General features: G+C 65.8%; 23 protein-coding genes. 16 read left to right on the top strand and 7 right to left on the bottom strand.

Annotated features, from left to right (window positions below; translation table 11 throughout):
• Nucleotides 1–319 precede the first annotated feature (319 nt).
• The gene (gene pssA / locus PVZ80_RS01115) at nucleotides 320–1,663 is read right to left on the bottom strand and encodes a CDP-diacylglycerol--serine O-phosphatidyltransferase (RefSeq protein ID WP_009049274.1); all 1,344 of its coding nucleotides are present in this window, start codon (nucleotides 1,661–1,663) and stop codon (nucleotides 320–322) included.
• A gap of 206 nt (nucleotides 1,664–1,869) precedes the next feature.
• Between pssA and PVZ80_RS01110 the strand changes: the two genes are divergently transcribed.
• Nucleotides 1,870–2,448, top strand: a complete 579-nt coding sequence (locus PVZ80_RS01110) for a TetR/AcrR family transcriptional regulator (protein ID WP_009049275.1) — start codon at nucleotides 1,870–1,872, stop codon at nucleotides 2,446–2,448.
• Nucleotides 2,449–2,504: 56 nt separating this feature from the next.
• Nucleotides 2,505–2,984 (top strand): nuclear transport factor 2 family protein, encoded by a 480-nt coding sequence (locus PVZ80_RS01105; protein WP_009049276.1) that lies wholly within the window; start codon nucleotides 2,505–2,507, stop codon nucleotides 2,982–2,984.
• A gap of 95 nt (nucleotides 2,985–3,079) precedes the next feature.
• On the opposite strand, the gene sfnG is transcribed toward PVZ80_RS01105, so the two are convergent.
• A complete protein-coding gene (gene sfnG / locus PVZ80_RS01100; RefSeq protein WP_009049277.1) occupies nucleotides 3,080–4,174 on the bottom strand; it encodes a dimethylsulfone monooxygenase SfnG in 1,095 nt (364 codons plus the stop codon).
• Nucleotides 4,175–4,555: 381 nt separating this feature from the next.
• On the opposite strand from sfnG, the gene PVZ80_RS01095 reads away from it, so the two are divergent.
• Together PVZ80_RS01095 and PVZ80_RS01090 are read left to right on the top strand one after the other, a co-directional pair.
• On the top strand, nucleotides 4,556–5,794 hold the full coding sequence (locus PVZ80_RS01095; protein WP_273863330.1) for an acyl-CoA dehydrogenase family protein: 1,239 nt from the start codon (nucleotides 4,556–4,558) through the stop codon (nucleotides 5,792–5,794).
• 226 nt (nucleotides 5,795–6,020) lie between these two features.
• Nucleotides 6,021–6,800: a TSUP family transporter gene (locus tag PVZ80_RS01090; RefSeq protein WP_009044159.1), complete on the top strand. Its 780-nt coding sequence runs from the start codon at nucleotides 6,021–6,023 to the stop codon at nucleotides 6,798–6,800.
• A 75-nt stretch (nucleotides 6,801–6,875) separates the two neighbouring features.
• Here PVZ80_RS01090 and nudC read toward each other — a convergent pair whose 3' ends face one another.
• The 3 genes from nudC to PVZ80_RS01075 form a co-directional block, all read right to left on the bottom strand.
• The gene (gene nudC / locus PVZ80_RS01085; protein ID WP_273863329.1) at nucleotides 6,876–7,706 is read right to left on the bottom strand and encodes an NAD(+) diphosphatase; all 831 of its coding nucleotides are present in this window, start codon (nucleotides 7,704–7,706) and stop codon (nucleotides 6,876–6,878) included.
• Nucleotides 7,707–7,712: 6 nt separating this feature from the next.
• Nucleotides 7,713–8,525 (bottom strand): crotonase/enoyl-CoA hydratase family protein, encoded by an 813-nt coding sequence (locus PVZ80_RS01080; protein ID WP_009049280.1) that lies wholly within the window; start codon nucleotides 8,523–8,525, stop codon nucleotides 7,713–7,715.
• A 269-nt stretch (nucleotides 8,526–8,794) separates the two neighbouring features.
• Nucleotides 8,795–9,577, bottom strand: a complete 783-nt coding sequence (locus tag PVZ80_RS01075) for a class I SAM-dependent methyltransferase (RefSeq protein ID WP_041983475.1) — start codon at nucleotides 9,575–9,577, stop codon at nucleotides 8,795–8,797.
• Between the two features lie 145 nt (nucleotides 9,578–9,722).
• Here PVZ80_RS01075 and PVZ80_RS01070 point away from each other — a divergent pair, with 145 nt between their 5' ends.
• Entirely contained in the window at nucleotides 9,723–9,959 is a 237-nt protein-coding gene (locus PVZ80_RS01070) for a hypothetical protein (protein ID WP_009049282.1), read from the top strand.
• A 103-nt stretch (nucleotides 9,960–10,062) separates the two neighbouring features.
• The gene (pncA, locus tag PVZ80_RS01065) at nucleotides 10,063–10,725 is read left to right on the top strand and encodes a bifunctional nicotinamidase/pyrazinamidase (protein ID WP_273863328.1); all 663 of its coding nucleotides are present in this window, start codon (nucleotides 10,063–10,065) and stop codon (nucleotides 10,723–10,725) included.
• A 62-nt stretch (nucleotides 10,726–10,787) separates the two neighbouring features.
• Here the strand turns inward: pncA and PVZ80_RS01060 are convergent, their stop codons facing one another.
• Both PVZ80_RS01060 and PVZ80_RS01055 read right to left on the bottom strand, forming a co-directional pair.
• On the bottom strand, nucleotides 10,788–12,089 hold the full coding sequence (locus PVZ80_RS01060) for an ATP-binding protein (protein WP_016704152.1): 1,302 nt from the start codon (nucleotides 12,087–12,089) through the stop codon (nucleotides 10,788–10,790).
• A 4-nt stretch (nucleotides 12,090–12,093) separates the two neighbouring features.
• Nucleotides 12,094–12,795 carry a response regulator transcription factor gene (locus PVZ80_RS01055; protein ID WP_007926528.1) on the bottom strand — a complete coding sequence of 234 codons (702 nt, stop codon included), beginning with the start codon at nucleotides 12,793–12,795 and terminating at the stop codon, nucleotides 12,094–12,096.
• Between the two features lie 216 nt (nucleotides 12,796–13,011).
• Between PVZ80_RS01055 and PVZ80_RS01050 the strand changes: the two genes are divergently transcribed.
• The 10 genes from PVZ80_RS01050 to PVZ80_RS01005 all read left to right on the top strand — a co-directional run.
• A complete protein-coding gene (locus PVZ80_RS01050; protein ID WP_009049285.1) occupies nucleotides 13,012–14,169 on the top strand; it encodes an efflux RND transporter periplasmic adaptor subunit in 1,158 nt (385 codons plus the stop codon).
• A gap of 12 nt (nucleotides 14,170–14,181) precedes the next feature.
• The gene (locus PVZ80_RS01045) at nucleotides 14,182–17,310 is read left to right on the top strand and encodes an efflux RND transporter permease subunit (RefSeq protein ID WP_101282618.1); all 3,129 of its coding nucleotides are present in this window, start codon (nucleotides 14,182–14,184) and stop codon (nucleotides 17,308–17,310) included.
• Nucleotides 17,311–17,473: 163 nt separating this feature from the next.
• Nucleotides 17,474–18,115 carry a DUF1345 domain-containing protein gene (locus PVZ80_RS01040; RefSeq protein ID WP_041983467.1) on the top strand — a complete coding sequence of 214 codons (642 nt, stop codon included), beginning with the start codon at nucleotides 17,474–17,476 and terminating at the stop codon, nucleotides 18,113–18,115.
• Nucleotides 18,116–18,190: 75 nt separating this feature from the next.
• Nucleotides 18,191–19,030, top strand: a complete 840-nt coding sequence (locus tag PVZ80_RS01035) for an AraC family transcriptional regulator (protein ID WP_009049288.1) — start codon at nucleotides 18,191–18,193, stop codon at nucleotides 19,028–19,030.
• A gap of 52 nt (nucleotides 19,031–19,082) precedes the next feature.
• Entirely contained in the window at nucleotides 19,083–19,697 is a 615-nt protein-coding gene (locus PVZ80_RS01030) for a LysE family translocator (protein WP_273863327.1), read from the top strand.
• Nucleotides 19,698–19,971: 274 nt separating this feature from the next.
• Nucleotides 19,972–20,916, top strand: a complete 945-nt coding sequence (locus tag PVZ80_RS01025; RefSeq protein ID WP_273863326.1) for a choline ABC transporter substrate-binding protein — start codon at nucleotides 19,972–19,974, stop codon at nucleotides 20,914–20,916.
• Nucleotides 20,917–21,032: 116 nt separating this feature from the next.
• Nucleotides 21,033–21,959 (top strand): alpha/beta hydrolase, encoded by a 927-nt coding sequence (locus PVZ80_RS01020; RefSeq protein WP_273863325.1) that lies wholly within the window; start codon nucleotides 21,033–21,035, stop codon nucleotides 21,957–21,959.
• Nucleotides 21,960–22,278: 319 nt separating this feature from the next.
• A complete protein-coding gene (locus PVZ80_RS01015) occupies nucleotides 22,279–23,307 on the top strand; it encodes a LacI family DNA-binding transcriptional regulator (RefSeq protein WP_053269238.1) in 1,029 nt (342 codons plus the stop codon).
• 270 nt (nucleotides 23,308–23,577) lie between these two features.
• Nucleotides 23,578–24,360, top strand: a complete 783-nt coding sequence (locus PVZ80_RS01010) for a sugar phosphate isomerase/epimerase family protein (protein WP_273863323.1) — start codon at nucleotides 23,578–23,580, stop codon at nucleotides 24,358–24,360.
• On the top strand, nucleotides 24,353–25,258 hold a 906-nt coding region (locus PVZ80_RS01005; RefSeq protein WP_273863322.1), incomplete at its 3' end, for a sugar kinase. The genes PVZ80_RS01010 and PVZ80_RS01005, both read left to right, overlap by 8 nt.

The following is a 25,258-nucleotide window of genomic DNA, read 5'->3' as shown; positions in this document are numbered from 1 at the left end:
ACGTCCCGAAGGGGCGCGGCGATCTCGAGACCGATGAAGGCCCTGCGGGCCTTATCGCAGACTCGCGGGCTCGGCAGCGGCTACAGGATCGGAGACTGGCTTCATGTAGCCGCTGCCGCAGGCTGCGTACGTCCCGAAGAGGCGCGGCGATCTCGAGACCGATGAAGGCCCTGCGGGCCTTGTCGCAGCCTCGCGGGCTCGGCAGCGGCTACAGGGTCGGAGACTGGCTCCGTGTAGCCGCTGCCGCAGGCTGCGATAAGCCCCGCAGGGGCTTCAGGGCCAGCAAGAACGACCCATCGTGGATCGTTCGCCGCGGACCTCAGAGGATGCGGTAGAGCAACCGCTCGATCCGCACCCGGCTGACCCGGCGCAGGAACTTGCCGACCGCCGCCGGGTAGTCCACCAGGGTTTCCAGGCGCTGGAAGTGCTCGATGCGCTGGGTGTGGCGGAAGATCGTTTCCAGCTCCTGGCGCCGCGGCTCCAGCAACTCGCCCTTGGGGTCGTCGAGCAGCAAGGCGTTTTCCAGGTCGAGGCGGAAGGCCCGCGGGTTGAGGTTGTTGCCGGTGAGCAGGGTGTAGCGCTGGTCCACCCACATGCCCTTGAGGTGGTAGGTATTGTCGCCGTCGCGCCACAGGTGCAGGTTCAGGCGGCCGCTGTCGATGGCCTTCTGATGCCGCTTGGCGAAGCGCCGCAGGCTGATCTCGTACAGATAAGGCAGCGCGGCGATGACCTTGAACGGCTCGCTCGGCGGAATGTAGAAGTCGTTGGCGGTCTTGTCGCCGACGATAATGTCGATCTTCACCCCGCGCGCCAGGGCGCGATTGATTTCCCGGGTCACCGCCAGCGGCAGGTTGAAGTACGGCGTGCAGATGGTCAGTTGCTGCTGGGCGCTGGCGATCAGTTCGCAGATGACCCGGCTCAGCGGGTTGTTCTTGCCCACCCCGAGCAGCGGGCTGACCGACAGTGTGTCCTTGAGCACCCCACCGGCACTGGTGTCGTAGGCCGCGTGCTTGAGGCGGCTGCGCAGGTCGCCGATGTCGTTGCGCAGGCTGCGGGTGGTCGGCAGGTTCGGCAGGTCCAGGCGATGCACCGCCCGCGACGCCACCAGGCCATGCTGGACCAGGTGCTGCATGGAGTCGGCCAGCTCGCGGTTGTGCAGCAGGTGGTAGCGGTCGAAGCGGTACTTGTCGAACTTGTGCAGGTACACGTTGTTCAGGCTGGCGCCGCTGTAGATCACGCAATCGTCGATCACGAAACCCTTCAGGTGCAGCACGCCGAACAGCTCGCGGGTCTGCACCGGCACGCCGTACACCGGCACCTCACTGGCGTGGGTACGGGTCATTTCCTGGTACCAGGCCGAGTTGCCCGGCTGCTTGCCGGCGCCGATCAGCCCGCGCTGGGCGCGCAGCCAGTCGACCACGACCACCACGTCCAGCTCCGGGCGCGCGGCCTTGGCGGCGTGCAAGGCATCGAGAATTTCCTGGCCGGCCTCATCCTGTTGCAGGTACAGGGCGACGATATAGATGCGCCGGGTGGCCTGGGCGATTTTCTCCAGCAGGCAACGGCGGAATTCGGCGGCGCCGTTGAGGATGGTCAGGTCATCGGCAGCCAGCGGGAAGCTGCGCAATTTGGGCAGCAGGGAACGTTTGAAAAGCGACGGCATAGGGCTCGCAGAAGGTCGAATCCAAAAGAGCGCAAGAGCTTACACCAAGGTGCCGGTTCGGGTCTTGCGGGTCGCTGTGAAGATTTGTCGCCTGTCCTTCGTCCCCGCCGCACAACCGCTCGCAACGGGATAAGCGACGACAATAATTTCGCGTGTGGAAAAACAACTTATTGACCAAGGAGAACGATCGTTCTACTGTACACCACATGAACGAAATCACTAGCAACGACACACGCGACATCATTCTGGATGTCACCGAAAAGTTGATCTACAAAAGTGGCATCGCCGCCACTGGCATGGATCTTCTGGTGAAGACCGCCGGCGTCTCCAGAAAAAGCATCTACCGCTACTTCACCACCAAGGACGAGCTGGTGGTGGCCGCCCTGCAACGCCGCGACCTGCGCTGGATGCACTGGTTCACCCGCGAGGTGGGCAAGGCCCCGACGCCGGCCGCGCGCCTGCTCAACCTGTTCACGGTGCTGGGCGACTGGTTCGCCTCGGAGGACTTTCGCGGCTGCGCCTTCATCAATACCAGCGGCGAGACCGGCGACCCGCAGGACCCGGTACGGGTGGTGGCCAGGGAACACAAACAGAAACTGCTCGACTACGTGCTCGAGCTCTGCAAGGCACACATTGCTGAAAAACACGGCACCGAGGATCCGGAGGAGCAAGCCAGACAGCTGCTGATCCTGATCGACGGCGCCATTACCGTTGCACTTGTGATGGGTGATCGCAGTGCCGCCGATAATGCGCAATGCATGGCGCGAAAGTTATTGGACCTGTAATCGTTTAAAACAAGTTCGACACCCTGCTGAACCTCAACTTTCATTGGAGACTTTACATGTCATCTAACGCTGAAGTTCGTCCGCCACTTCCCCCTTTCACCCGCGAATCGGCCATTGAAAAGATCCGCCTGGCCGAAGACGGTTGGAACTCCCGCGACCCGCAGCGAGTGTCCCTGGCCTACACCCTGGACACCCAATGGCGTAACCGCGCCGAGTTCGCCCACAACCGCGAAGAGGCCAAGGGGTTTTTGACCCGCAAATGGGCCAAGGAGCTGGACTACCGCCTGATCAAGGAACTCTGGGCCTTTACCGACAACCGCATCGCCGTGCGTTATGCCTACGAATGGCACGACGACTCGGGCAACTGGTTCCGTTCCTACGGCAACGAGAACTGGGAATTCGACGAGCACGGCCTGATGTCCAACCGCTACGCCTGCATCAACGACATGCCGATCAAGGAAAGCGAGCGCAAGTTCCACTGGCCGCTGGGCCGGCGCCCGGATGACCACCCGGGGCTGTCCGAACTGGGCTTGTAATCCCCTTGCAGGAGCGAGCTTGCTCGCGATAGCGGTCTGTCGGACAGACCGCGGTGCCGGCATCGCGAGCAAGCTCGCTCCTACAATTGTCCACCTCAAGCCGCGGCATCCTCGCGCTTCAGCGCCGCCTTGGCTTCCAGCTCGCGCACCAGTGGCAATACGCGCTTGCCGAAGTATTCCACCTCTTCCTGGAAATGCAGGAACCCCGCCAGCACCAGGTCCACGCCCACCGCCTTCAAGGCGACGATGCGCTCGGCGATCTGCTGTGGCGTGCCGATCAGGTTGGTCTTGAACCCATCGTTGTACTGCACCAGGTCCTCGAAGGTGGACTTGGCCCAGTTACCCTCGCCTTCCGGCGACGCCTTGCCCGCCTGTTTCGCCGCATCGCCAAAGGCATTCACCGCTTCCGGGTCGGCCTGGTCGATGATCTCGGCCAGCACCGCGCGCGCTTCTTCCTCGGTGTCGCGGGCAATCACGAAGGCATTGACCCCGACTTTCACCGAATGATGGTTCGCCGCGGCCTTGGCGCGAATGTCGTCGACCTGGGCCTTGATGCCTTCCGGCGTGTTGCCGTTGGTGAAATACCAGTCGGACACCCGCGCGGCCATGTCCCGCGCGGCGCGGGAACTGCCGCCCTGGAACACTTCCGGCTGGCCCAGCGGCTTGGGCTTGAGGCTGTAGTTGTCGAAGCGATAGAAGTCGCCGCGGAAGCTGAAATTGTCCTGGCTCCAGATGCCCTTGAGGGAACGGATGAATTCTTCGGAACGCCGATAACGCTCGTCGTGCTCCAGCCAGTGTTCGCCGATGGCCTGGAATTCGCCCTTGAACCAGCCGCTGACGATGTTCACCGCGATCCGGCCATGGGTCAGCTGGTCGATGGTCGCCAGCTGCTTGGCCGCCAACGCCGGCTGCCAGGGGCCGGGCAGGATCGCCGCGATCACCTTGAGCTTCTCGGTGGCGGCCAGCAGCGCATGGCTGAACGCCACGGACTCATGCTGGAACTCGGCGCCGTAGCCGGCGGTGAAACGGATCTGGGTCAGGGCGTACTCGAACCCGGCGGCCTCGGCCAGCTGCGCCAGCTTGCGGTTGTAGTCGATGCCCCAGTGGGTGCGCTGCTCGATCTTGCTGACCACCAGCCCACCGCTGACGTTCGGCACCCAGTAGGCAAATTTCACGGCTTGCTGACTCATTGGCTTGTCCTCGCGACTGAAGTGTCCGGGGAATAGAGCAGCAACCGTGCCAGCCACAAAACGCCAGAAGACACTCGCCCCTGTAGCCGCTGCCGCAGGCTGCGCAAAGGCCCGAAGGGCCTTCCTGCGTCGGCAAAAGCGGCGTCTGCTGCGCAGCCGATCGCAGCCTGCGGCAGCGGCTACAGGTAGACCGTCGTCTCCTCCATCAACAGGTCGATTTGTTGATGCGCTGTTGGCTGGGCAACAGTTGCCGGCGAGCCGTCCCGCGCCCGGCCCGCTGATTACGGCCACCCGCCTCCCGGCACGGACCGTGCAATCCGCTCCGCAGAAACCACGCTTTTCACCGCCGAGCCAATTTATTGCTGAGAAGGAGCTGTGCCCATGACCGAACACCAGGTAATCAACCCATTGTCCGTAGGCGTCGACTACGAAACCCTGGCCGGGCGCTTCCGGCCGATCTTCAGCCGGATCGCCGCCGGCGCGGTGGCCCGCGAGCAATCGCGCAGCCTGCCGTACGAAGCGATCCTGTGGCTCAAGGAAGCCGGCTTTGGCGCAGTGCGGGTGCCCGTGGAATACGGTGGCGGCGGCGCCTCCCTACCGCAGTTGTTCCAACTGCTGATCGAGTTGGCCGAGGCCGACTCCAACGTGCCGCAAGCCTTGCGCGGGCACTTCGCCTTTGCCGAGGACCGGCTCAACGCCGCCCCGGGGCCGGCGCGGGACCTGTGGTTCAAGCGTTTCGTCGACGGCGACATCGTCGGCTGCGCCTGGACCGAGATCGGCAACGTGGCCATCGGCGACGTGATCACCCGGGTCTCGCCGGATGGCGACAAATGGCGGCTCAACGGCGAGAAGTTCTACAGCACCGGGAGCATTTTCTCCGACTGGATCGATGTCTACGCCCGGCGCAGCGACACCGGCGGCGACGTGATCGCCGCGGTGCGCACCCGCCAGCCGGGCATCGTGCAGAGCGACGACTGGGACGGCTTCGGCCAGCGCACCACCGGCAGCGGCACCGCGCATTTTGTCGATGCCGAAGTGGAGGCCGAGAACCTCATCGACTTCGCCACCCGCTTCAAATACCAGACCGCCTTCTACCAGTTGGTGCTGCTGGCGACGCTGGCGGGCATCGGCCGCGCCGCCGTGCGCGATGTGGCCAACGAAGTGCGCAACCGCAAGCGCATCTACAGCCACGGCAATGCGCCACGGGTCAGCGAGGATGCCCAGGTGCAGCAGGTGGTCGGCGAGATCTCGGCCCTGGTGTACGCCGCCGAGGCCAGCGCGGTGCGCGCGGCGCAACCGGCGCAGCAGGCCTACCTGGCGCGCTTTACCGGTAATGACGAGACGGAACGGGCGGCCAATGTCGCGGCGGAAATCCAGTCGGCCACGGCCCAGGTGGTGGTCACCGAGCTGATCCAGCGCGCCACCAGCGAACTGTTCAATGCCCTCGGCGCTTCGGACATCCGCCAAGGCAAGGCCCTCGACCGCCACTGGCGCAACGCCCGCACCGTGTCGTCGCACAACCCGGTGATCTACAAGGCGCGCATCGTCGGCGACTGGGCGATCAATGGCAGCGAACCGCCGTTCGTGTGGCAGATCGGCAACGGCCCCGAACGCCAATAACAGCCTCTCAGGCTCTCCTGTAGGAGCGGCCGGTCGACGCTCGATTGCCCGCGATGGCCTCAGTGGCCGCGCCGCTATCCTTAAAGAATTGTGGCGTTTATAAGGGCCTCATCGCGGGCAAGCCTCGCTCCTACCGGTATCGGGCGGTCGCGGGCGTGAAAGGTTATGGGTAAGATACCGACCCTTCGCGCAGCTTTTCTGCGCCCCGCCGAAATAAGTCGATCCCATGCCTTTCGAACTCAGCGTAGATTTGACCACCCTCGCCATTCTTGCTCTCGTTGCCTTCATTGCCGGCTTTATCGATGCCATCGCCGGCGGTGGCGGCCTACTCACCACACCGGCGCTGCTTACCGCCGGCCTGCCGCCGCACCTGGTGCTGGGCACCAACAAACTGAGTTCGACCTTTGGCTCGGCCACCGCCAGCTTCACCTTCTACCGGCGCAAGCTGTTCCACCCGCGGCAATGGACCCACGCCATCGTCGGCACGCTGGTGGGCGCGCTGACCGGCGCGGTGGTAGCCCATTACCTGCCGGCCGAATGGCTGAACAAGATGCTGCCGGTGATCGTCTTCGCCTGTGGCGTGTACCTGCTGTTCGGCGGCACGCCAAAAGCGCCGCTGGACAGCGAGGCGCCGATCAAGAAAAAGTGGCAATCGACCCAGGGCTTCAGCCTCGGTTTCTACGACGGCGTGGCCGGCCCCGGCACGGGCGCCTTCTGGACCGTCAGCAGCCTGCTGCTCTACCCCATCGACCTGGTCAAGGCCAGCGGCGTGGCGCGCAGCATGAACTTCGTCAGCAACGCCGCGGCGCTGTCGATCTTCATTTTCTCGGGCCAGGTGGATTGGGCCATCGGCCTGAGCATGGGCCTGTCGTTGATGGTCGGCGCCTTCTTCGGCGCCCGCACCGCCATCAGCGGCGGCGCTAAATTCATTCGCCCGGTGTTCATCACCGTGGTCCTGGGCCTGACCGTGCGCCTGGCCTGGCAGCACTGGTTCAGCGCCGTCTGACCTCCTGAAACGACAGCGGGCGAACCCAATGGATTCGCCCGCCCCGTTTTCTTCCAGCTTCCTTCCAGCCGGCGCTCAACCCGGCAGTACAGGCTCCACCAACCCCAGGCGCCGGGCCACATACAGATCGATCAGGTAGCGGGCAATCGAGCGCGACGCCGGCAGCGGCGGCAGCGCATGCACGTTGAACCACTGCGCATCCTCGATCTCGTCTTCCTGCGGCACGATCTCGCCGCCGGCGTACTCGGCATGAAACCCCAGCATCATCGAATGCGGGAACGGCCAGCACTGGCTGCCGATGTACTGGATATTCTTGACCTCGATCTGCACCTCCTCGCGCACCTCGCGCACCAGGCAGTCCTCGGCCGACTCGCCCGGCTCGGCGAACCCGGCCAGGGTGCTGTAGACCCCGGGGACAAAGCGCGGCGAACGGGCCAGCAGCACCTCGTCGCCACGGGTGATCAGCACGATCATGCTCGGCGAGATCCGTGGGTAGCTGCGCAGGTCGCAGGGCTCGCAGTACATCGCCCGCTCGCGCATCACCTGGGTCATGGGCTGGCCGCAGTTGCCGCAGAAGCGGTGCTCGCGGGCCCAGGTGCCGATCTGCGCGGCATAGCCCAGGACCTTGTACAGGGTGTGGTCGCCGTCGAGCATGAACGCCCGCAGGCCTTTCCAGTTGCATCCCGGCACCTCGGAAACGCTCTTGAGTTCCAGCAGGTAGACCGGCTCGCCATCCAGGTGGCCGATGCCGTGCTCGGCGAGGATCGGCAGGTCCTGGCGCTTGAGCCATTCGCGGGGGAACAGCGCGCCGTTGTCGTCGAACAGAAAGCCCTGCGGGCCGCGGGCCACGGCCCATCCGCCGGGAAGGTCGATATCCAGTACTGCGGTGGTCCAGCGTGAAGTCATGTTCAATCAATCCAGAAATTCAGGTTTCTGTTTGCTCATATGGGCGGCCATGGCCACGCGCAGGTCGGTGGATTGCAGCATGGCGGCGTTCCAGGTAGCGATGTATTCCAGGCCGTCGTCGATGCGATGGTCGCGCATGTAGCTGATCATTTCCTTGGTACCGCTGACGGCGATCGGCGACTTGCTGGCGATTTCCCAGGCGATGCCCATCACGCCGTCGAGCAGGCTTTCGCTGTCGGCGTAGGTGCGATTGACCAGGCCGATGCTGCGCGCTTCCTCGGCGCCGAAGGTGCGTCCAGTGTAAGCCAGTTCGCGCAGCATGCCGTCACCGATGATACGCGGCAAACGTTGCAAAGTGCCGACATCGGCGGCCATGCCGATATCGATTTCCTTGATCGAGAATTGCGCGTCCGCGGCGGCGTAGCGCATGTCGCAAGCGGCGATCAGGTCGATGGCGCCGCCCAGGCAGTAACCCTGGATCGCCGCCAGCACCGGCTTGCGGCAGTTGTCGACGGCATTGAAGGACGCCTGCAGCTGCAGGATCTTGCGCCGCAGCAGGCGCGCGTTGCGCCCGACGTCCTTGCCCAGTTCATTGGCCACCCCGGCCAGCATCATCAGGTCGATGCCGGAGGAAAAGTGCTTGCCGGCGCCGCTCAACACCACCACGCGGACCGCGTCGGTGTCGTCGATCCAGCGGAATATCTCGACGATCTCGCTCCAGAACGCGGCGTTCATCGAGTTGATCTTTTCCGGACGATTGATCTGCACATGGGCGATGTTGTCAGCAAGTTCGACGCGAAAGGCTTGATATTCGGACATGGGCAGCATTCCTTACCGGGCAAAAAAATGAGGCCCGAACTATAGCAAGGGCCCGTGCCGCGCAGTAAGGCAGCGCATCGGCCAAAACCGGGACTGGCAACACTGCGGCCCCTGTAGGAGCGAGCTTGCTCGCGATAGAGCGCGTAGCGCTCAATTCCTGACCCGCGCGTACTCACAGGTTAAACGGGTGATCTTCAAGGCGAGCGCTTTGCGCTCATCGCGAGCAAGCTCGCTCCTACAGGAAGGTTGCGGGCAATGGGATTGCGCGATCACGGGATTTTGTGGGCCCAGAACGCCGCGGTTTCGTAAGGCACGCTGACCACGCACTTGTCTCGCAGCTCCGGCTCCTCGGCGATCAGTGCGGCGATCTGCCGGTCGACCTGCGCCCGCTCCGCATCCGGCAAGGCGGCGATGAAACTGGTGGAGCGCACCCGGTCGAAAATCACATTCTCCGGCGCGCCGCTGTGGCTGTTGCTGAAATGCTGCTCCTGCAAGGGCGTGAACAGCGGATGGGGAAAGGCCTGGCGCCAGGCTCCGGTGTAATAGCGCGGCGTGTCGCCTTGCAGGGCGTTGACGATCCGGTCCAGGCGTTGCACCCACGGCACCCGCGCATCGCGCAGGTTCCACACCAGGCCCAGGCGGCCGCCCGGCTTGAGCACCCGGGCGATTTCGTTCAACGCCTCATGGCTGGCGAACCAGTGAAAGGCCTGGGCGCAGACCACCGCGTCCACCGACTCGTCGGCCAGCGGAATAGAAGTGGCGGCGCCGCTCAGGGCTTCGGCCCGGGGATGGCTGGCGGCGAGTTTGGTGAGCATTTGCGCCACTGGCTCCACGGCAATCACCCGCGCCCCGGTGGCTAATAGACGCCCGGTGAACTTGCCGGTGCCGGCGCCGAGATCGACCACCACCTGGCCGGCCTGCAAGCCCAGGCGGGCGCGCAGCCACTGGTCCAGCGCCGGCGGGTAATCCGGGCGGCCACGCACATAGGTGTCGGCCGCGCCCTTGTAGCCGTCGGCGGCAGCGTGATGGATCGAAGGTTGCGGGTCTTTCATCGGTCGCCTCCAGGTCATTGGCCAATGCTGCCCAGCATAGCCCCGCCCAGGCGACTGACGGCATGAAAAATCTGTCAGTTTGGGCGGCGCGGCCAGGACGATGGACCTTTAATGGGGGGACCGCTATCCGAATGGAGACTGCGCGATGAACCTCCCTCCCCTCGTCTTCGGCGCCCCGCTGCTGCTCGCCGGCAGCCTGCTGGCGAGCGTGCTGGCGGCCGCCCCCAATTGCCCGGACGGCCAGGTCTGGGACAGCAGGAACCAGCGCTGCGTCAGCCAGCGCACCACCCGATTGCCGGACGCCGAGCGCGGCGACTACACCAATCGCCTGGCCCAACAGGGCCGCGACGAAGCGGCCATTGTGGCTGGCAACCAGGCCTGACGTCAGGCAGCGCCCACGCCCTGACCGGCGGAGCGGTGCCATGGACCGGGCGCGCTATGCTCTCGGAGAATGGACTGATCGTTCAACCTCAGGGAGCTTGCACATGCCTACGACCAAAACCTCCAGCAGCCGTCGCTCACGCAAGGCGCTGCTGGTCATCGACGTACAGAACGACTTCATCCCCGGCGGCGCGCTGGCGGTGCCGGGGGGCGACCAGATCGTGCCCTTGATCAATCGCCTGGGCGGCCACTTCAAGCAGGTGGTGATCGCCCAGGACTGGCACCCGGCCGGGCATATCTCGTTCGCCTCCAGCCACGAAGGCCACGCGCCGAACGACATCATCCAGCTGCCCTATGGCCCGCAGGTGCTCTGGCCGGACCATTGCGTGCAGGCCAGCTGTGGCGCCGAACTGCACCCGAAACTCAACCTGCCCCATGCCCAGCTGATCCTGCGCAAGGGTTGCAATCCGGATATCGACAGTTACTCGGCCTTCGTCGAGGCGGACCGCAGCACCACGACCGGCCTGGCCGGCTACCTGAGCCAGCGCGGCATCGACACGGTGTATCTGGTGGGGCTGGCCCTGGACTACTGCGTGGCCTGGTCGGCGCTGGATGCGCGGGCGGCGGGCTTCAATACCTTCGTGATCGTCGATGCCTGCCGGGCCATCGACATGGACGGCTCGCTGGACAAGGCCACCCGGCAGATGCGCGCGGCAGGCGTGAACCTGATCAAGGCCAGCGAGCTACAGCCGACCGCGCTGTGCTGATGCAGCCTCTTCCATAACGCCGACTGCCGGGCCTTCCCGTCGCTGGGGATGCCCGGCATGGCTCAGGCCGGCGTCGGCAGCCACAGGCGGAAACGCGCGCCGCCCAGCGGCGAGGCCTCGACGGTCAGGGTCCCGCCCTGGGCTTCCAGGGCCCGGCGGCTGATCGCCAGGCCGAGGCCGAAGCCGCCAGTGGCGCGATCGCGGCTGCGGTCCAGGCGGTAGAACGGTTCGAACACCCGCTCACGCTCATCGTCGGGAATGCCGATGCCATCGTCGTCGACCCAGATTTCACAGCCGCTGTCGCTGACCTGCACCCCGACCTTGATGCGCTTTTCGCAATAACGCATGGCGTTGCGCAGCAGGTTCTGGATCGCCCGGGCGGTCAGCCGCGGATCGAGGGTGAAACGCTCCAGGCTGCCGAGCAGCAACACATCGATGACGATGTCCGGGGATTCCAGCTCGTCGTCGACGCTGCCGAGGATGCTGTCGATGAACTCGTCCAGCGACACCTCGACCTGCTCCGGCAACTGCGCCGGGATCTGCAACCGGCTGTAGGACAGCAGCTCGAGCACCAGTTCGTCGAGCTCGCGAATGTGCGCCACCAGCCCTTGCAGGCGTTCGCGGCTGGTCGCCGGCAGGTCGTCGGAGAGCGCCAGGGCCAGGCCGAAGTCGAGCCGGGTCAAGGGCGTGCGCAGCTCGTGGGACACCGCGTTGAGCAGGTCGCGTTGCTGGTTGAGCAGGTTTTCGATGTCGCCGGCCATGGTGTCGAAGACATTGGCCAGGCTGCCGATGTTGGAGCTCGAGGGGATCTGCGTGCGCTCGCTCAAGTGGCCCTTGCCGAAGCGCTCGGCGGCGTGTTTCAGGCGTTCCAGGTCGCGCCAGTGCGGCCGCAGCCAGAGCAACAGGCAGGCAAGCATGGTCGCGCCGATCAGCACGTTGATGCTCCAGTACAGCAGGCTGACGTCGATCGGGTCCGGCGGCACCACCATCTGCACCGCCATCTGCTCGTCCAGCGGCGCCACCGCGAGGGTGCGCCAGCCCCAGTCGCCGACCCGCACCACGTTCTCGCCGCGTTGCAGGCGTTCGCGCTCGTACAGGGTGAAATCGGCATCGTCGTTGCGGGTCAGGACGATGTGCAGCGGCTGGAACTCCTGGTCCATTTCCGCGGCCAGGGCCGGCCACTGCTCTGCGGGTACGCCGCGAAACTGTTTGACGATCAGGCTTTGCAGGCCCCGGGAATAGTCCAGGTTGTAGGTGATGAAACGCTCGTGGAAGACCTTCACCACCAGCTCCGGGACCAGGTAGATCGCCGCGCTGAACGAGACGATGGTCACCAGGTACAGGCGAATCAGGATTCTCAGCATCGACTCAGCATTCCCATTCGGAACGGCTGAACAGGTAGCCCTTGCCCCATACGGTCTTGATCTTGCGCGCCTCGCCGGCGTGGTCGTCGAACTTGCGCCGCAGCTTGGAAATCGCCACGTCCACCGAGCGGTCGGTGCCGTTGAACTCGATGCCCCGCAGGCGTTGCAGGATCTGGTCGCGGCTCAGCACCTCGCCGGCATGCCGGGCCAGCACCACCAGCAGGTTGTACTCGCCGCTGGACAGTTCCACCAATTGATCGCGCCAGCTCACGGTGCGCTCCGACAGGTCGATGCACAGGTTGCCCATGAGGATCCGGTCGCTGGCGGTCTGCGGCTCGCCGAGGCTGCTGCGGCGCAACAGGGTACGCACCCGCGCCAGCAGCACGCGCGGTTCGCACGGTTTTGTCACATAATCGTCGGCGCCCATTTCCAGACCCAGCACCTGATCGTGGCTATCATCACGGGCGGTCAGCATCAGGATCGGCAGCGACGCCGAGTCGGCCCGCAGCAGGCGGCAGACCTGCAGGCCGTCCAGGCCCGGCAGCATCAGGTCGAGAATCACCAGGTCCGGCGGATTGACCCGCGCCCGTTCACGCACCTGGTCGCCGCGGCTGATGACATTGACCTGATAGCCGTTGCGCTCCAGGTAACTGGCGATCAGTTCAGAGAGCGCGGGGTCGTCTTCGACCAGAAGAATGTTGGGCATGGGAATGAGCGTCTTTGAGTGAAGAAAAACACAGCGACAACGTTCCTTGGAGTGTTCCCTGGGAAGCCGCCGCCCGATCAGCGAGGCACAAAGGATATACAACCTCGCGCGCGCCCGAGCATTCGCTTCACACTTTTTCACACAGCACCTACACAGCTTCACAGCGGTTCTTGCGGCATGCCCTTAGCATGCCGCAGTCATCATTGGGGTATCAGCATGTCGAAAAACCTGTTTGCGCCGTTCTGCCTGTTGTTGCTGGCAGCCGCGCTGAGCGCTTGTGACAAGGCCTCCACCGCCGAGGAACAGGCGCCGTTGGCCAAGGTCCGGATCGAAACCATCGAAACTCGCCCGCTGTCGATCAGCAGCGAACTGAGCGGGCGCATCGCCGCGCCGCGCATCGCCGAGGTCCGGGCGCGGGTGGCCGGCGTGGTGCTGCAACGGACCTTCCGCGAAGGCACCGACGTCAAGCAGGGCGACGTACTGTTTCGCATCGACCCGGCACCGTTCAAGGCCGACCTCGACAGCGCCCTGGCCAGCCTGCGCAAGGCCGAGGCCAATGCCTTCCAGGCGCGGCTGCAGGAGCAGCGCTACGCCCAGTTGATCGAAGACAAGGCCATCAGCGCCCAGGAATACGACAACGCCCGGGCCAACGCGCGCCAGACCGCCGCCGAGGTAGCCGCCAACCAGGCCGCCGTGCAGCGCGCCCGGCTGAACCTGGGCTACGCCACCGTCACCGCGCCGATCTCCGGGCGCGTCGGCCGCGCCCTGGTCACCGAGGGCGCGCTGGTGGGCCAGAACGAAACCACGCCGCTGGCGCTGATCCAGCAACTGGACCCGATCCACGCCGACCTCACCCAGTCGACCCGCGAGCTCAACGACCTGCGCCGGGCCTTCCGCGCCGGCCAGTTGCAGCAGGTCGGCCAGGACCAGGCCAAGGCCACGCTGATCCAGGACGACGGCAGCCTCTACCCGCTGCCGGGCAAGCTGCTGTTCGCCGACATCAGCGTCGACCCGAGCACCGGCCAGATCATCCTGCGCAGCGAGTTTCCCAACCCGGACCTCGACCTGCTGCCCGGCAGCTTCATTCGCGTGCGCCTGGAGCAGGCGGTGAACCGCCAGGGCATCAGCGTGCCGCAGCGCGCCATCCAGCGCGACAGCGCCGGCATCGCCCAGGTGCTGCTGGTGGATGCCGAGCAGCGGGTGGTGCAGCGCCCGGTGCAACTGGGCGCCGCGCAAAAGGACCGCTGGATCGTCAGCGACGGCCTCCAGGCCGGCGACCGTATCGTCGTCGAGGGCCTGCAGCACGCCCGTCCGGGCGAAAAGGTGCAGATCGACGACAGCCCTCTTCCCCTTGCCCAGACCACTGGACAGTAGGTAGGAACCCTCATGCCGCAATTCTTTATCGACCGTCCGGTGTTCGCCTGGGTGGTCGCCCTGTTTATCCTGCTGGCCGGCGCCCTCTCCATCCCGCAGTTGCCGGTGGCGCAGTACCCCGACGTCGCCCCGCCGAGCATCGAGATCTACGCCGTGTACCCGGGCGCCTCGGCGCAGACCGTGGACGAAAGCGTGGTCAGCCTGATCGAGGAAGAGCTCAACGGCGCCGATCACCTGCTGTACTTCTCGTCCCAGAGCAGCCTGGGCAGCGCCACCATCACCGCCACCTTCCAGCCGGGCACCAACCCGGAAATGGCCCAGGTCGACGTGCAGAACCGCCTCAAGGTGGTGGAGCCGCGCCTGCCGCAAGCGGTGACCCAGCAAGGCTTGCAGGTGGAAAAGGTCTCGGCCGGCTTCCTGCTGCTGATCACCCTTACCTCCAACGACGGCAAGCTCGACGACACCGCGCTCAGCGACTACCTGGCGCGTAACGTGATGAACGAGATCCGCCGCCTGGACGGGGTCGGCAAGGCCCAGCTGTACGGCGCCGAGCGCGCCATGCGGGTGTGGATCGACCCGCAGAAGCTGATCGGCTTCAACCTGACCCCGGCCGACGTCAACGCGGCGATCGTCGCGCAGAACGCCCAGGTCTCGGCCGGCAGCATCGGCGACCTGCCGGGCAGTTCGAGCCAGGAAATCACCGCCACGGTGCTGGTCAAGGGCCAGCTGTCGACCCCGGAAGAGTTCGCCGACATCGTCCTGCGGGCCAATCCGGACGGCTCCACCGTGCGCGTCGGCGATGTCGCCCGGGTGGAAGTCGGCAGCCAGGAATACCAGTTCTCCACCCGCCTCAACGGCAAGCCTTCCACCGCGGTCGGCGTGCAACTGTCGCCGGGGGCCAACGCCCTGAACACCGCGACCCTGATCCGGGCGAAGATGGACGAGCTGTCGCGCTACTTCCCGGCCGGCGTGGAATACAAGATCCCCTACGACACCTCGCCCTTCGTCAAGGTCTCGATCACCAAGGTGATCTACACCCTGGGCGAAGCCATGCTGCTGGTGTTCGCGGTGATGTTCCTGTTCCTGCAGAACATCCGCTACACGCTGATCCCGACTCTGGTGGTACCGGTGGCGCTGATGGGCACCTTCGCCACCATGCTGGCGCTGGGTTTCTCGATCAACGTGCTGACCATGTTCGGCATGGTCCTGGCCATCGGCATCCTGGTGGACGACGCCATCGTGGTGGTGGAGAACGTCGAGCGGATCATGGTCAGCGAGGGCCTGTCGCCCCGGGAGGCGACGCGCAAGGCGATGCAGCAGATCACCGGCGCCATCATCGGCATCACCCTGGTGCTGGTGGCGGTGTTCCTGCCGATGGCCTTCATGCCAGGTTCGGTGGGCGTCATCTACCAGCAGTTCTCGCTGTCGATGGCCACCTCGATCCTGTTCTCGGCCTTCCTCGCCCTGACCCTGACCCCGGCCCTGTGCGCCACCCTGCTCAAGCCGATCGCCAAGGGCGAGCACCATGAAAAAGGCGGCTTCTTCGGCTGGTTCAACCGGCGCTTCGAACACCTCAGCGACGGCTACCAGCGCTGGGTCGCCTATGCGCTGAAACGCTGCGGCCGCTACCTGCTGGTGTATGGGGTGCTGCTGGTGGGCCTGGGGCTGCTGTTCAGCCGCCTGCCCTCTTCGTTCCTGCCGGTGGAAGACCAGGGCTACACCATCACCGACATCCAGCTGCCACCGGGCGCGAGCAAGAACCGCACGATCCAGGTGGTGGAGCAGATCGAGGCGCACAACGCCAGCGAACCGGGGGTCGGCGACAGCACGGTGATTCTCGGCTTCAGCTTCTCCGGCAGCGGGCAGAACGCCGCATTGACCTTCACCACCCTCAAGGACTGGTCACAGCGTGGTAGCGACGATTCGGCGCAATCCATCGCCGACCGGGCCAACGCCGCCTTCAGTGAAATCAAGGACGCGGTTTCCTACGCCGTGCTGCCACCGCCGGTGGACGGCCTGGGCACCTCCAGCGGCTTCGAGTTCCGCCTGCAGGACCGCGGCGGCATCGGCCATGCCGCGTTGATGCAGGCCCGCACCGAATTGCTGGCCGCCGCGGAAAAGAGCCCGATCCTGGTCAACGTGCGCGAAAGCGCCCTGGCCGAGGCGCCGCAGGTGCACCTGGAAGTCGACCGCAAGCAGGCCAATGCCCTGGGCGTGTCCTTTGCCGACATCGGCAATGTGCTGTCCACCGCGGTCGGTTCCAGCTACATCAACGACTTCCCCAACCAGGGGCGGATGCAGCGGGTGGTGGTCCAGGCCGAGGGCGATCGACGCAGCCAGGTGGAAGACCTGCTGAAGATCCATGTGCGCAACAACCTCGGCAAGATGGTGCCGCTGTCGGCCTTTGCCCAGGCGCGCTGGACCCAGGGCCCGACCCAGCTGACCCGCTACAACGGCTACCCGGCCATCAGCATTTCCGGCGAGCCGAGCGCGGGCCACAGCACCGGCGAGGCCATGGCGGAAATCGAGCGCCTGGTCAGCCAGCTGCCGGCCGGCCTGGGCCAGGAATGGACCGGCCTGTCGCTGCAGGAACGCCTGTCCGGCAGCCAGGCGCCGCTGCTCCTGGGGCTGTCGCTGCTGATCGTGTTCCTGTGCCTGGCGGCGCTGTACGAGAGCTGGTCGATTCCGACCTCGGTGCTGCTGGTGGTGCCCCTGGGCGTGCTTGGCGCGGTCCTGGCGGTGACCCTGCGTGGCATGCCCAACGACGTGTTCTTCAAGGTCGGGCTGATCACCATCATCGGCCTGTCGGCGAAAAACGCGATCCTGATCATCGAGTTCGCCAAGAGCCTGTACGACGAAGGCCACGACCTGGTGGACGCCACGGTGCAGGCCGCGCGCCTGCGCCTGCGGCCGATCGTCATGACCTCGCTGGCGTTCATCCTCGGCGTGGTGCCCCTGGCCATCGCCAGCGGCGCCAGCTCGGCCAGCCAGCAGGCCATCGGTACCGGGGTGATCGGCGGCATGATCACCGCGACCCTCGCAGTGGTGTTCGTGCCGGTGTTCTTCGTGGTGGTGATGAAGCTGGTCAGGCGCCGCAGTGACAAACAAGCGGGCGTCGCGGCGCCAGGAGCTGCCGAATAGTCATGTGGCGGGTCTTCAACGCACCGCGTTATTGTTGAGGACTTATCGCGAGCAAGCTTCGCTCCTACAGAAGAAGACCTATGTGACCGCAGGGTGCCGCCGGCCCTGCGGCTACAGGGCCGGCATGCTAAGGTTTGCGGCAAATCCGCCACAGCGAGCCGTCATGTCCCTTCTTGTACGTACCCACCCTCGCCTGACCATCGGTGCCCTGATCGGCCTGGCGGTGGGCATCCTGGCACCGGCCGACCTGCTGATCAGCAAGATTCTCATCGGCTGGAACGCCGGGGTCTGGAGCTACCTGGCGCTGATGTGCTGGCTCACCGCACGGTCCAGGGCCGACGACGTGAAACGCATCGCCGAGGTCGAGGATGAAAACGCCGGGCTGGTGCTGTTCATGGTGTGCATCGCGGCCATCGCCAGCCTCGCCGCCATCACCTTCTCGCTGGCCGGCAGCAAGGACCTGGAAACCGGCCGACGCCTGCTGCATTACGCCTTTACCGGCCTCACGGTGCTGGGTTCCTGGTTGCTGATCGGGGTGATCTTCAGCGTGCACTACGCCCGCCTCTACTACACCTGGGGCGGCAAGGACCCGGCCCTGCGTTTCGCCGAAGGCCTGACCACCCCCAATTACTGGGACTTCCTGTACTTCTCCTTCACCATCGGCGTGGCGGTGCAGACCTCCGACGTCGGCGTCGCCACCCGCGAGTTGCGCAAGATCGTCCTGGCCCAGTCGCTGATCGGTTTTCTGTTCAACACCGCGATCCTCGGGTTTTCCATCAACATCGCCGCAGGGCTGTTCGGCTGATGCCGCACAAATGTTCTAGATCTGCCCCGGCCGGCGGGCGCTAACTGGCGTTCCCGCCCTCGTCACGGATATCCCATGAACGCGCACAACTGGATCGATCTGGCCCAGGATGCCGACACCGGCATCGAGACCCTGCGCGCCCATTTCACCGGCCATGCCTACGACCCCCACTGGCATGACAGCTACCTGGTGGGTGTGACCGAGGAAGGCGTGCAGCAATTCCACTGTCGGCGCGAGCGTTTTCACAGCACCCCGGGCAAGGTGTTTTTGCTCGAACCCGGGGAAATCCACGACGGCGACGCGCCCACCGAAGGCGGCTTCACCTACCGCATGCTGTACCTCGACCCGCAGTGGCTGGAGCGTGAGCTGAGCGCGCTGTTCGAAGAGGCGCCGGCCGACAGCCAGCTGAGTTTCGCCAGCACCCTGGCCAGCGACCAGCGCCTGGCCCAGGCCACCAGCACGGCCTTCCACAGCCTGCACCACGGCGAGCTGCGCATCGTCCGCCAGAGTGCCATGGACCAGTTGCTCGACCAGCTCACCGGGCACCTGCACTGGCGCAAGCGCTACCACCAGGACCCGCGCCTGCCGCTGGTGGCGCACAAGGCCCGCGACTACCTGCATGCCCATGCCCAGCAGGACATCAGCCTGGACGAATTGGGCGCGGTCTGTGGCGTCGACCGCTTCCGCCTGACCCGCGCCTTCAAGGCCGCCTATGGCCTGCCGCCCCACGCCTACCTGGTGCAATTGCGCCTGGCCAAGGCCCGGCGCCTGCTGGCCCGCGGCGCACAACCGGCCGAGGTGGCCATGGCCCTGGGGTTCGCCGACCAGAGCCATATGGGTCGCTGGTTCGTCCGCGCCTACGGCCTGACCCCGGCGGCCTACCGCAAGCGCTGCTCAAACCTTCCAGACGCCTGAACCCGCGCCGGCGAAGATCGCCTTCATCGATCTTCACTGGAGCCTGCCTGCGATGTTGTCTTCCCTATCCACCCTGCTGCCCTTCCTGCTGTTCGCCTTCGTCGCCTCGATCACCCCGGGGCCGACCAATATCCTGGTGCTGAGCAACAGCGCCCGCTACGGCTTCAAGGCCGCGCTGCCGATCGTGCTCGGCGCCTGCGTGGCCGCCGCCGGCATCGTCATGCTGGTGGGCAGCGGCCTCGGCCGCACGCTGATGGAAGTGCCCGGGCTGCCGAGTGCCATGCGCTGGGCCGGGGTGATCTGGCTGAGCTACCTGGCCTGGCAGATCTTCCGCGCCCCGGCCCCGTCCCTCGACCCACAGGCCGATACCCCACACCGACGCCTGGGCCTGCTCGGCGCCGCCAGCCTGCAACTGGTCAACCCGAAAACCTGGATGATGGCCCTGGTCGTGGCCAGCGTGTTCGCCGGCAACGGCAGCGAACACCAGGGCCGGGTGCTGTACCTGTCGCTGGTGTTTTTCCTGGTGTCCCTGCCCTGCCTCGGCACCTGGGCGCTGCTCGGTGCCGGCTCCGCCCGGCTGCTGCGCTCGCCGCGGGCCATGCAGCGTTTCAACCAGGGCATGGCGCTGTTGCTGCTGGCCTCGGCCTGGGCCAGCCTGTGGGCCTGAACTGAGTCGCCCCAGTGCAAGAGCCGGTCGCCTCAGGGCGCTTTCATAACGGTCTGCGTTACCTAAAGTGGTGCTGGGGTCTTTACGAAAAGTCGGCGAGCGATGGCCAGGCAAGGCAAAAACAGGCGAGGAAGCGGAGTTTAGGGGCCTAAATGAGCATTCCGAGCCTGTTTTTAACGCAGCATGGCCGAGCGCAGCCACTTTTCGTACAGACCCCCACGGCGCAACAAGACGCCGCCTTTGACAATAACGACCTGCCGGACGAGACCCTGTGATGAAAACCCTGTTCAAGCCTTGTCTCCCGCTTCTCTGTGGCGCCCTGCTGCTCAGCGCCAATGCCTGGGCCAGCGAGCCCGCTTCCTGCAAGACCGTGCGCATGGGCGTGGTCAACTGGACCGACGTCATCGCCACCAGCGGCATGGCCGACGTGCTGCTGACCGGCCTGGGCTACGACAGCAAACAGACCAGCGCGGTGCAGCAGATCATCTTCGCCGGCATCCGCGACAAGCGCCTGGACATCTTCCTCGGCTACTGGAAACCGGCGATGGACAAGAACATCGCGCCGTTCCTCGAGGCCGGGCAAGTCAAGGTCCTGGATAAGCCGAGCCTGGCCGACGCCCAGGCCACCCTCGCCGTGCCGGACTATGTCGCCGCCGCGGGCCTGAAGACCTTTGCCGACATCGCCCGCTTCAAGGAGCAACTGGGCGGCAAGATCTATGGCATCGAGCCCGGCAGCGGCGCCAACACCACCCTCAAGACGATGATCGACAGCGACCGCTTCGGCCTCAAGGGCTTCAAGCTGGTGGAGTCCGGCGAGGCCGGTATGCTCGCGGCAGTGCAACGGGCGATCAACCGCAAGGAGTTCGTGGTCTTCGTCGGCTGGACCCCGCACCCGATGAACATCAATATGCGGATCGAATACCTGACCGGCAGCGAAGACGTCTACGGCCCCAACGAAGGCGCGGCCAGCGTGTCCACCGTCACCGCGCCGGACTTCGCCGAGCGCTGCCCCAACGTCCAGCGCCTGCTGGAAAACCTGACCTTCAGCGCGGCCCAGGAAAGCCAGTTGATGGTGCCGATCATGGAACGCAAGACGCCCCAGGACGTGGCGCGGCAATGGCTGCGCGAGCACCCCGAGGACCTGCAACGCTGGCTGGCCGGGGTCAGCAGCTTCGACGGCAAGGATGGCGTGGCGGCCGTGCAGGCCAGCTTGAAATAGCCTGATCGCGGGCAAGCCGGATCGCCGCCCGCTCGCTCCTACAGAAGCAATGTGATCCCGTAGGAGCGAGGCTTGCCCGCGATGACGCCCGCCCCGACAACGGACATCCCCCGCCCATGCGCCACTACCCGCTCTCCCCCGAACTCGCCGCCTTCGTCGCCAGGACGCAGAGTTTCACCAGCCCCGACAACAGCTTCAAGGGCTGGCGCGACAGCTACAGCCGCATGTGCCAGGCGTTCACCCCGCCCCGTCCCGACGGCCTGCGGGTCAGCGGATTGCGACTGGCCGGGGTCCCGGCTCGCGCCTATTGCCCCACCAGCCCGACACCCGCGGATGGCTGGCCCTGCCTGCTGTACCTGCACGGGGGCGGCTGGGTGGTGGGCGACCTGGATTCCCACGATTTCATCACCGCCTACCTGGCGGCGCAGCTGCAGGTGCTGGTGGTTGCCGTGGATTACCGCCTGGCGCCCGAGCATCCGTTTCCCGCCGCCTTCGACGATTGCCTGGCGGCCTGGCGCGCCTTGCAGGCCGGCGCCAGCCCCTTTGCCCTGGACGCCCGGCGACAGCTGGTGATCGGCGACAGCGCCGGCGGCAACCTCGCCGCGGCCTTGTGCCTGGCCCTGCGCGATGCCGGCGACCCCTTGCCCGCCGCCCAGGTGCTGCTGTACCCCGGCCTCGGTAGCGCCGCCGACCTGCCCTCGCGCAGCCAGTGCGCCGACGCGCCCCTGCTCGGCAGCAACGACCTGGACGCCTACCAGGCCCTGTATTTGCCCGGCCCGAGCCAGCGTTCGCCCTATGCCCGGCCCTTGCTGGCCACGGATTTCAGTGGCCTGCCCGCCGCCTTTATCGCCCTGGCGCAGTTCGACCCGCTGCGCGACGACGGCGCGCTGTATCACCAACGGTTGCTCGCCGCCGGCGGCCACAGCCAGCTGTACCCGGGCCTCGGCCTGGTGCATGGCTGCCTGCGGGCCCGGGGCCTGGCGCCGGAGGTGGATGCGCTGTATGGCGTCCTGCTCGACTACCTGCGGAGCTGCCTCGAATAGCTTTTTTTCAACGACACCGCGTAGTCCTTATCGCGGGCAAGTCGGATCGCCGCCCGCTCGCTCCTACAGACTTGTGAGTTCTCTGTAGGAGCGAGGCTTGCCCGCGATCACCTGCAACGCAGGTGCCAGACGCTTTCCTCTGCCAAAGAGGACCACCCGCGCTCGGCCGCATGACATTTTTTTCATCCCGCTGGCGCTGATCGCGCTTGACGGCGAAAGCGCTTTGCTGTTTTCTGAAACCGGTTTCAGCGATGCGGCAGAACGTCGCACCTGGAACGGATACGCCCATAACAAGAACGCCAAAGACAGGTCGCCGCCCGTGAACAGTTTTTCCGCCGCCCAGCGCAGCCGCGTCACCATGCTCGATGTCGCCGAACGCGCCGGGGTCTCCAAGGCCAGCGTGTCGCGCTTTATCGGCGAAGACCGCGCCCTGCTCTCCGATGCCATCGCCCTGCGCATCGAACAGGCGATAGCCGAACTGGGCTACCGCCCGAACCAGATGGCCCGCGGCCTGAAACGCGGGCGCACGCGCCTGATCGGCATGCTGGTGGCCGATATCCGCAACCCCTATTCGATTGCCGTGATGCATGGCGTGGAAACCGCCTGCCGCCAGCACGGCTACAGCCTGGTGGTGTGCAACACCGACCGCGACGACGAGCAGGAACGCCAGCACCTGGCCAACCTGCGCTCGTACAACATCGAAGGGCTGATCGTGAACACCCTCGGCCATCATCTGGACGAACTGCGCGAACTGCATCGGGAAATGCCCATGGTCCTGGTGGACCGCAAGGTCGAGCAGCTGCACAGCGACCTGGTCGGCCTGGACAACCCGCAAGCCGTGCGCAGCGCCATCGAACACCTGCAAGAGCGCGGCTATCGCGACCTGCTGCTGGTCAGCGAACCCCATGACGGCACCAGTTCGCGGATCGAGCGCAGCAACAGCTTCAAGGCGCAGATCCAGCAGCATCCAGCGTTGCAAGGCGCGGCGGTGGAAACCGGTGCCGCGCTGAACCAGCAACTGCAAGCGTTCCTCGCCGCCCCCGGCCCCGGGCCGAAAGCCCTGTTCTGCGCCAACGGCGTCGCCGCCCTGGCCGCGACCCGGGCCTTGCGCGAGCTGGGCTGCGCGCTGTTCGACGAGATCGGCCTGATCGCCCTCGACGACCTCGACTGGTATCCGCTGGTGGGCACCGGCATCACCGCCCTCGCCCAGCCCACCGAACGCATCGGCGCCAGCGCCTTCGAGTGCCTGCTCAAGCGCTTGCGCGGCGATGTCGAGCCGCTGCGGGTGCTGGACTTCCCGGCCGAGCTGATCGTCCGCGGCTCCACCCGACAACGAGGGTCTCTGTAACCACGGATCGACTCGGGAATCGCGGTGCCGGTGTAGCCGCTGCCGAGCCTGCGAGGCTGCGATCGGCAACGCAGTTGCCGCAAAACCTGACACCTCGCAGGAACGGGGGAAACACGCTGCCTGCCTGGCGAGTCCTTCGGCCTCGATCGCAGCCTCGCTGCGCTCGGCAGCGGCTACAAGGGATCGCGCAGGCATGAAGATAGGGAAATGAGCTTCTTTTGTGGGGCTTTTTTTTGAGAACAAATGAAACCGGTTTCAGAGGCTATGACCATGAATAAATCGCCTGTATCCATCAGCCTTTCCAGCTACGGCGCCGACCGCGTCCGTGAGCAGGGCCAGGGCAGTTTCATCGAGGTGCTGGCCGCCGCCGGCGCGTCGCGCATCGAATGGCGCGAAGAGCTGCTGACCGTCGAAGACCCGTCCCAACTGGCCCAGGCCACCCGCGAGCAGCAACTGGATAGCGTGTTTTCTTCGCCGCTGGAACTCTGGGTGGCCGGGCGTTCCCGGGCCAACCCGCTGCTGGAACAGGCGCTGCAACGGGCCGAGGCCTTCGGTGCGAAAAGCCTCAAGGTATCCCTGGGGTATTTCACCGAGCACAACGACCTGCCCCAGCTGGCCCTGCTGCTGGCGCAGTCCCCGGTGCAACTGCTGGTGGAAAACGACCAGACCCTGCACGGCGGGCGCATCGAACCCTTCCAGCGCTTCTTCGCCGAGGTCGAGCGCCACCGCCTGCCGGTGCAGATGACCTTCGACATCGGCAACTGGCAGTGGCAGGACCAGTCCGCCTCCGCCGCCGCGCGCCTGCTGGGCCGCTATGTCGGCTACGTGCACTGCAAGGCCGTGGCCCGGCGTGCCGACGGCAAGCTGGTGGCGATACCGCCGGGCATGGCCGACCTGCATCTGTGGGAACAATTGCTGCGGCACATGACTCAAGGGGTGACCCGGGCCGTGGAATACCCGCTGCAAGGCGAAGACCTGGTGCAGCTGACCCGCGAACACGTCGCCACCCTCGCCCGCCTTGGCCAGTCCCGCCTGGAGCATGCCCATGTCTGAGCTCGATATCCTGTCGTTCGGTGAAACCATGGCGATGTTCGTCGCCGAACAGAGCGGCGACCTGGCCCGGGTCGGCCACTTCCACAAACGCATCGCCGGCGCCGACAGCAACGTCGCCATCGGCCTGTCGCGCCTGGGTTTCAAGGTCGGCTGGCTGAGCCGGGTCGGCGCCGACTCCCTGGGGCGTTTCGTCATCGACAGCCTGCAGGCCGAAGGCGTGGACTGCCGCTTCGTCGCCACCGACCGGCAACACCCCACCGGTTTCCAGCTCAAGTCCCTGGAAGAGCACGGCGACGATCCGCGGGTGGAATACTTCCGCCGTGGTTCGGCGGCCAGCCACCTGAGCATCGCCGACATCGCCCCCGAACTGCTGCGCGCCCGTCACCTGCACGCCACCGGCATTCCCCCGGCACTGTCGGCCTCGGCCCGGGACCTGTCCCACAGCCTGATGAGCAGAATGCGCTCGGCCGGCCGCAGTGTGTCCTTCGACCCGAACCTGCGGCCCAGCCTGTGGGGCAGCGAAAAACTGATGATCCACGAAATCAACCGCCTGGCCGTGCTCGCCCATTGGGTGCTGCCGGGCCTGAGCGAAGGCCGCCTGCTGACCGGCTATGAAGACCCGGCCGACATCGCCGCGTTTTACCTGGACCAGGGCGTCGAGGCCGTGGCGATCAAGCTCGGTGCCCATGGCGCCTATTACCGCACCCCGTTGCACGAAGGTTTCGTCGAGGCCGTGCCGGTGACCCAGGTGGTCGACACCGTGGGCGCCGGCGACGGTTTCGCCGTCGGCCTGATCAGCGCCCTGCTGGAGAACCACAGCGTCGCCGAAGCGGTGCAGCGCGCCAACTGGATCGGCAGCCGCGCGGTGCAGAGCCGGGGCGACATGGAAGGCCTGCCG

It is taken from the genome of Pseudomonas sp. B3G-3 (genome assembly GCF_028640915.1).
In the GTDB taxonomy this organism is placed as follows: domain Bacteria; phylum Pseudomonadota; class Gammaproteobacteria; order Pseudomonadales; family Pseudomonadaceae; genus Aquipseudomonas; species Aquipseudomonas chlororaphis_I.
The sequence above is the reverse complement of the archived record's forward strand: the minus strand, read 5'-3'. Positions and strand labels throughout refer to the sequence as shown.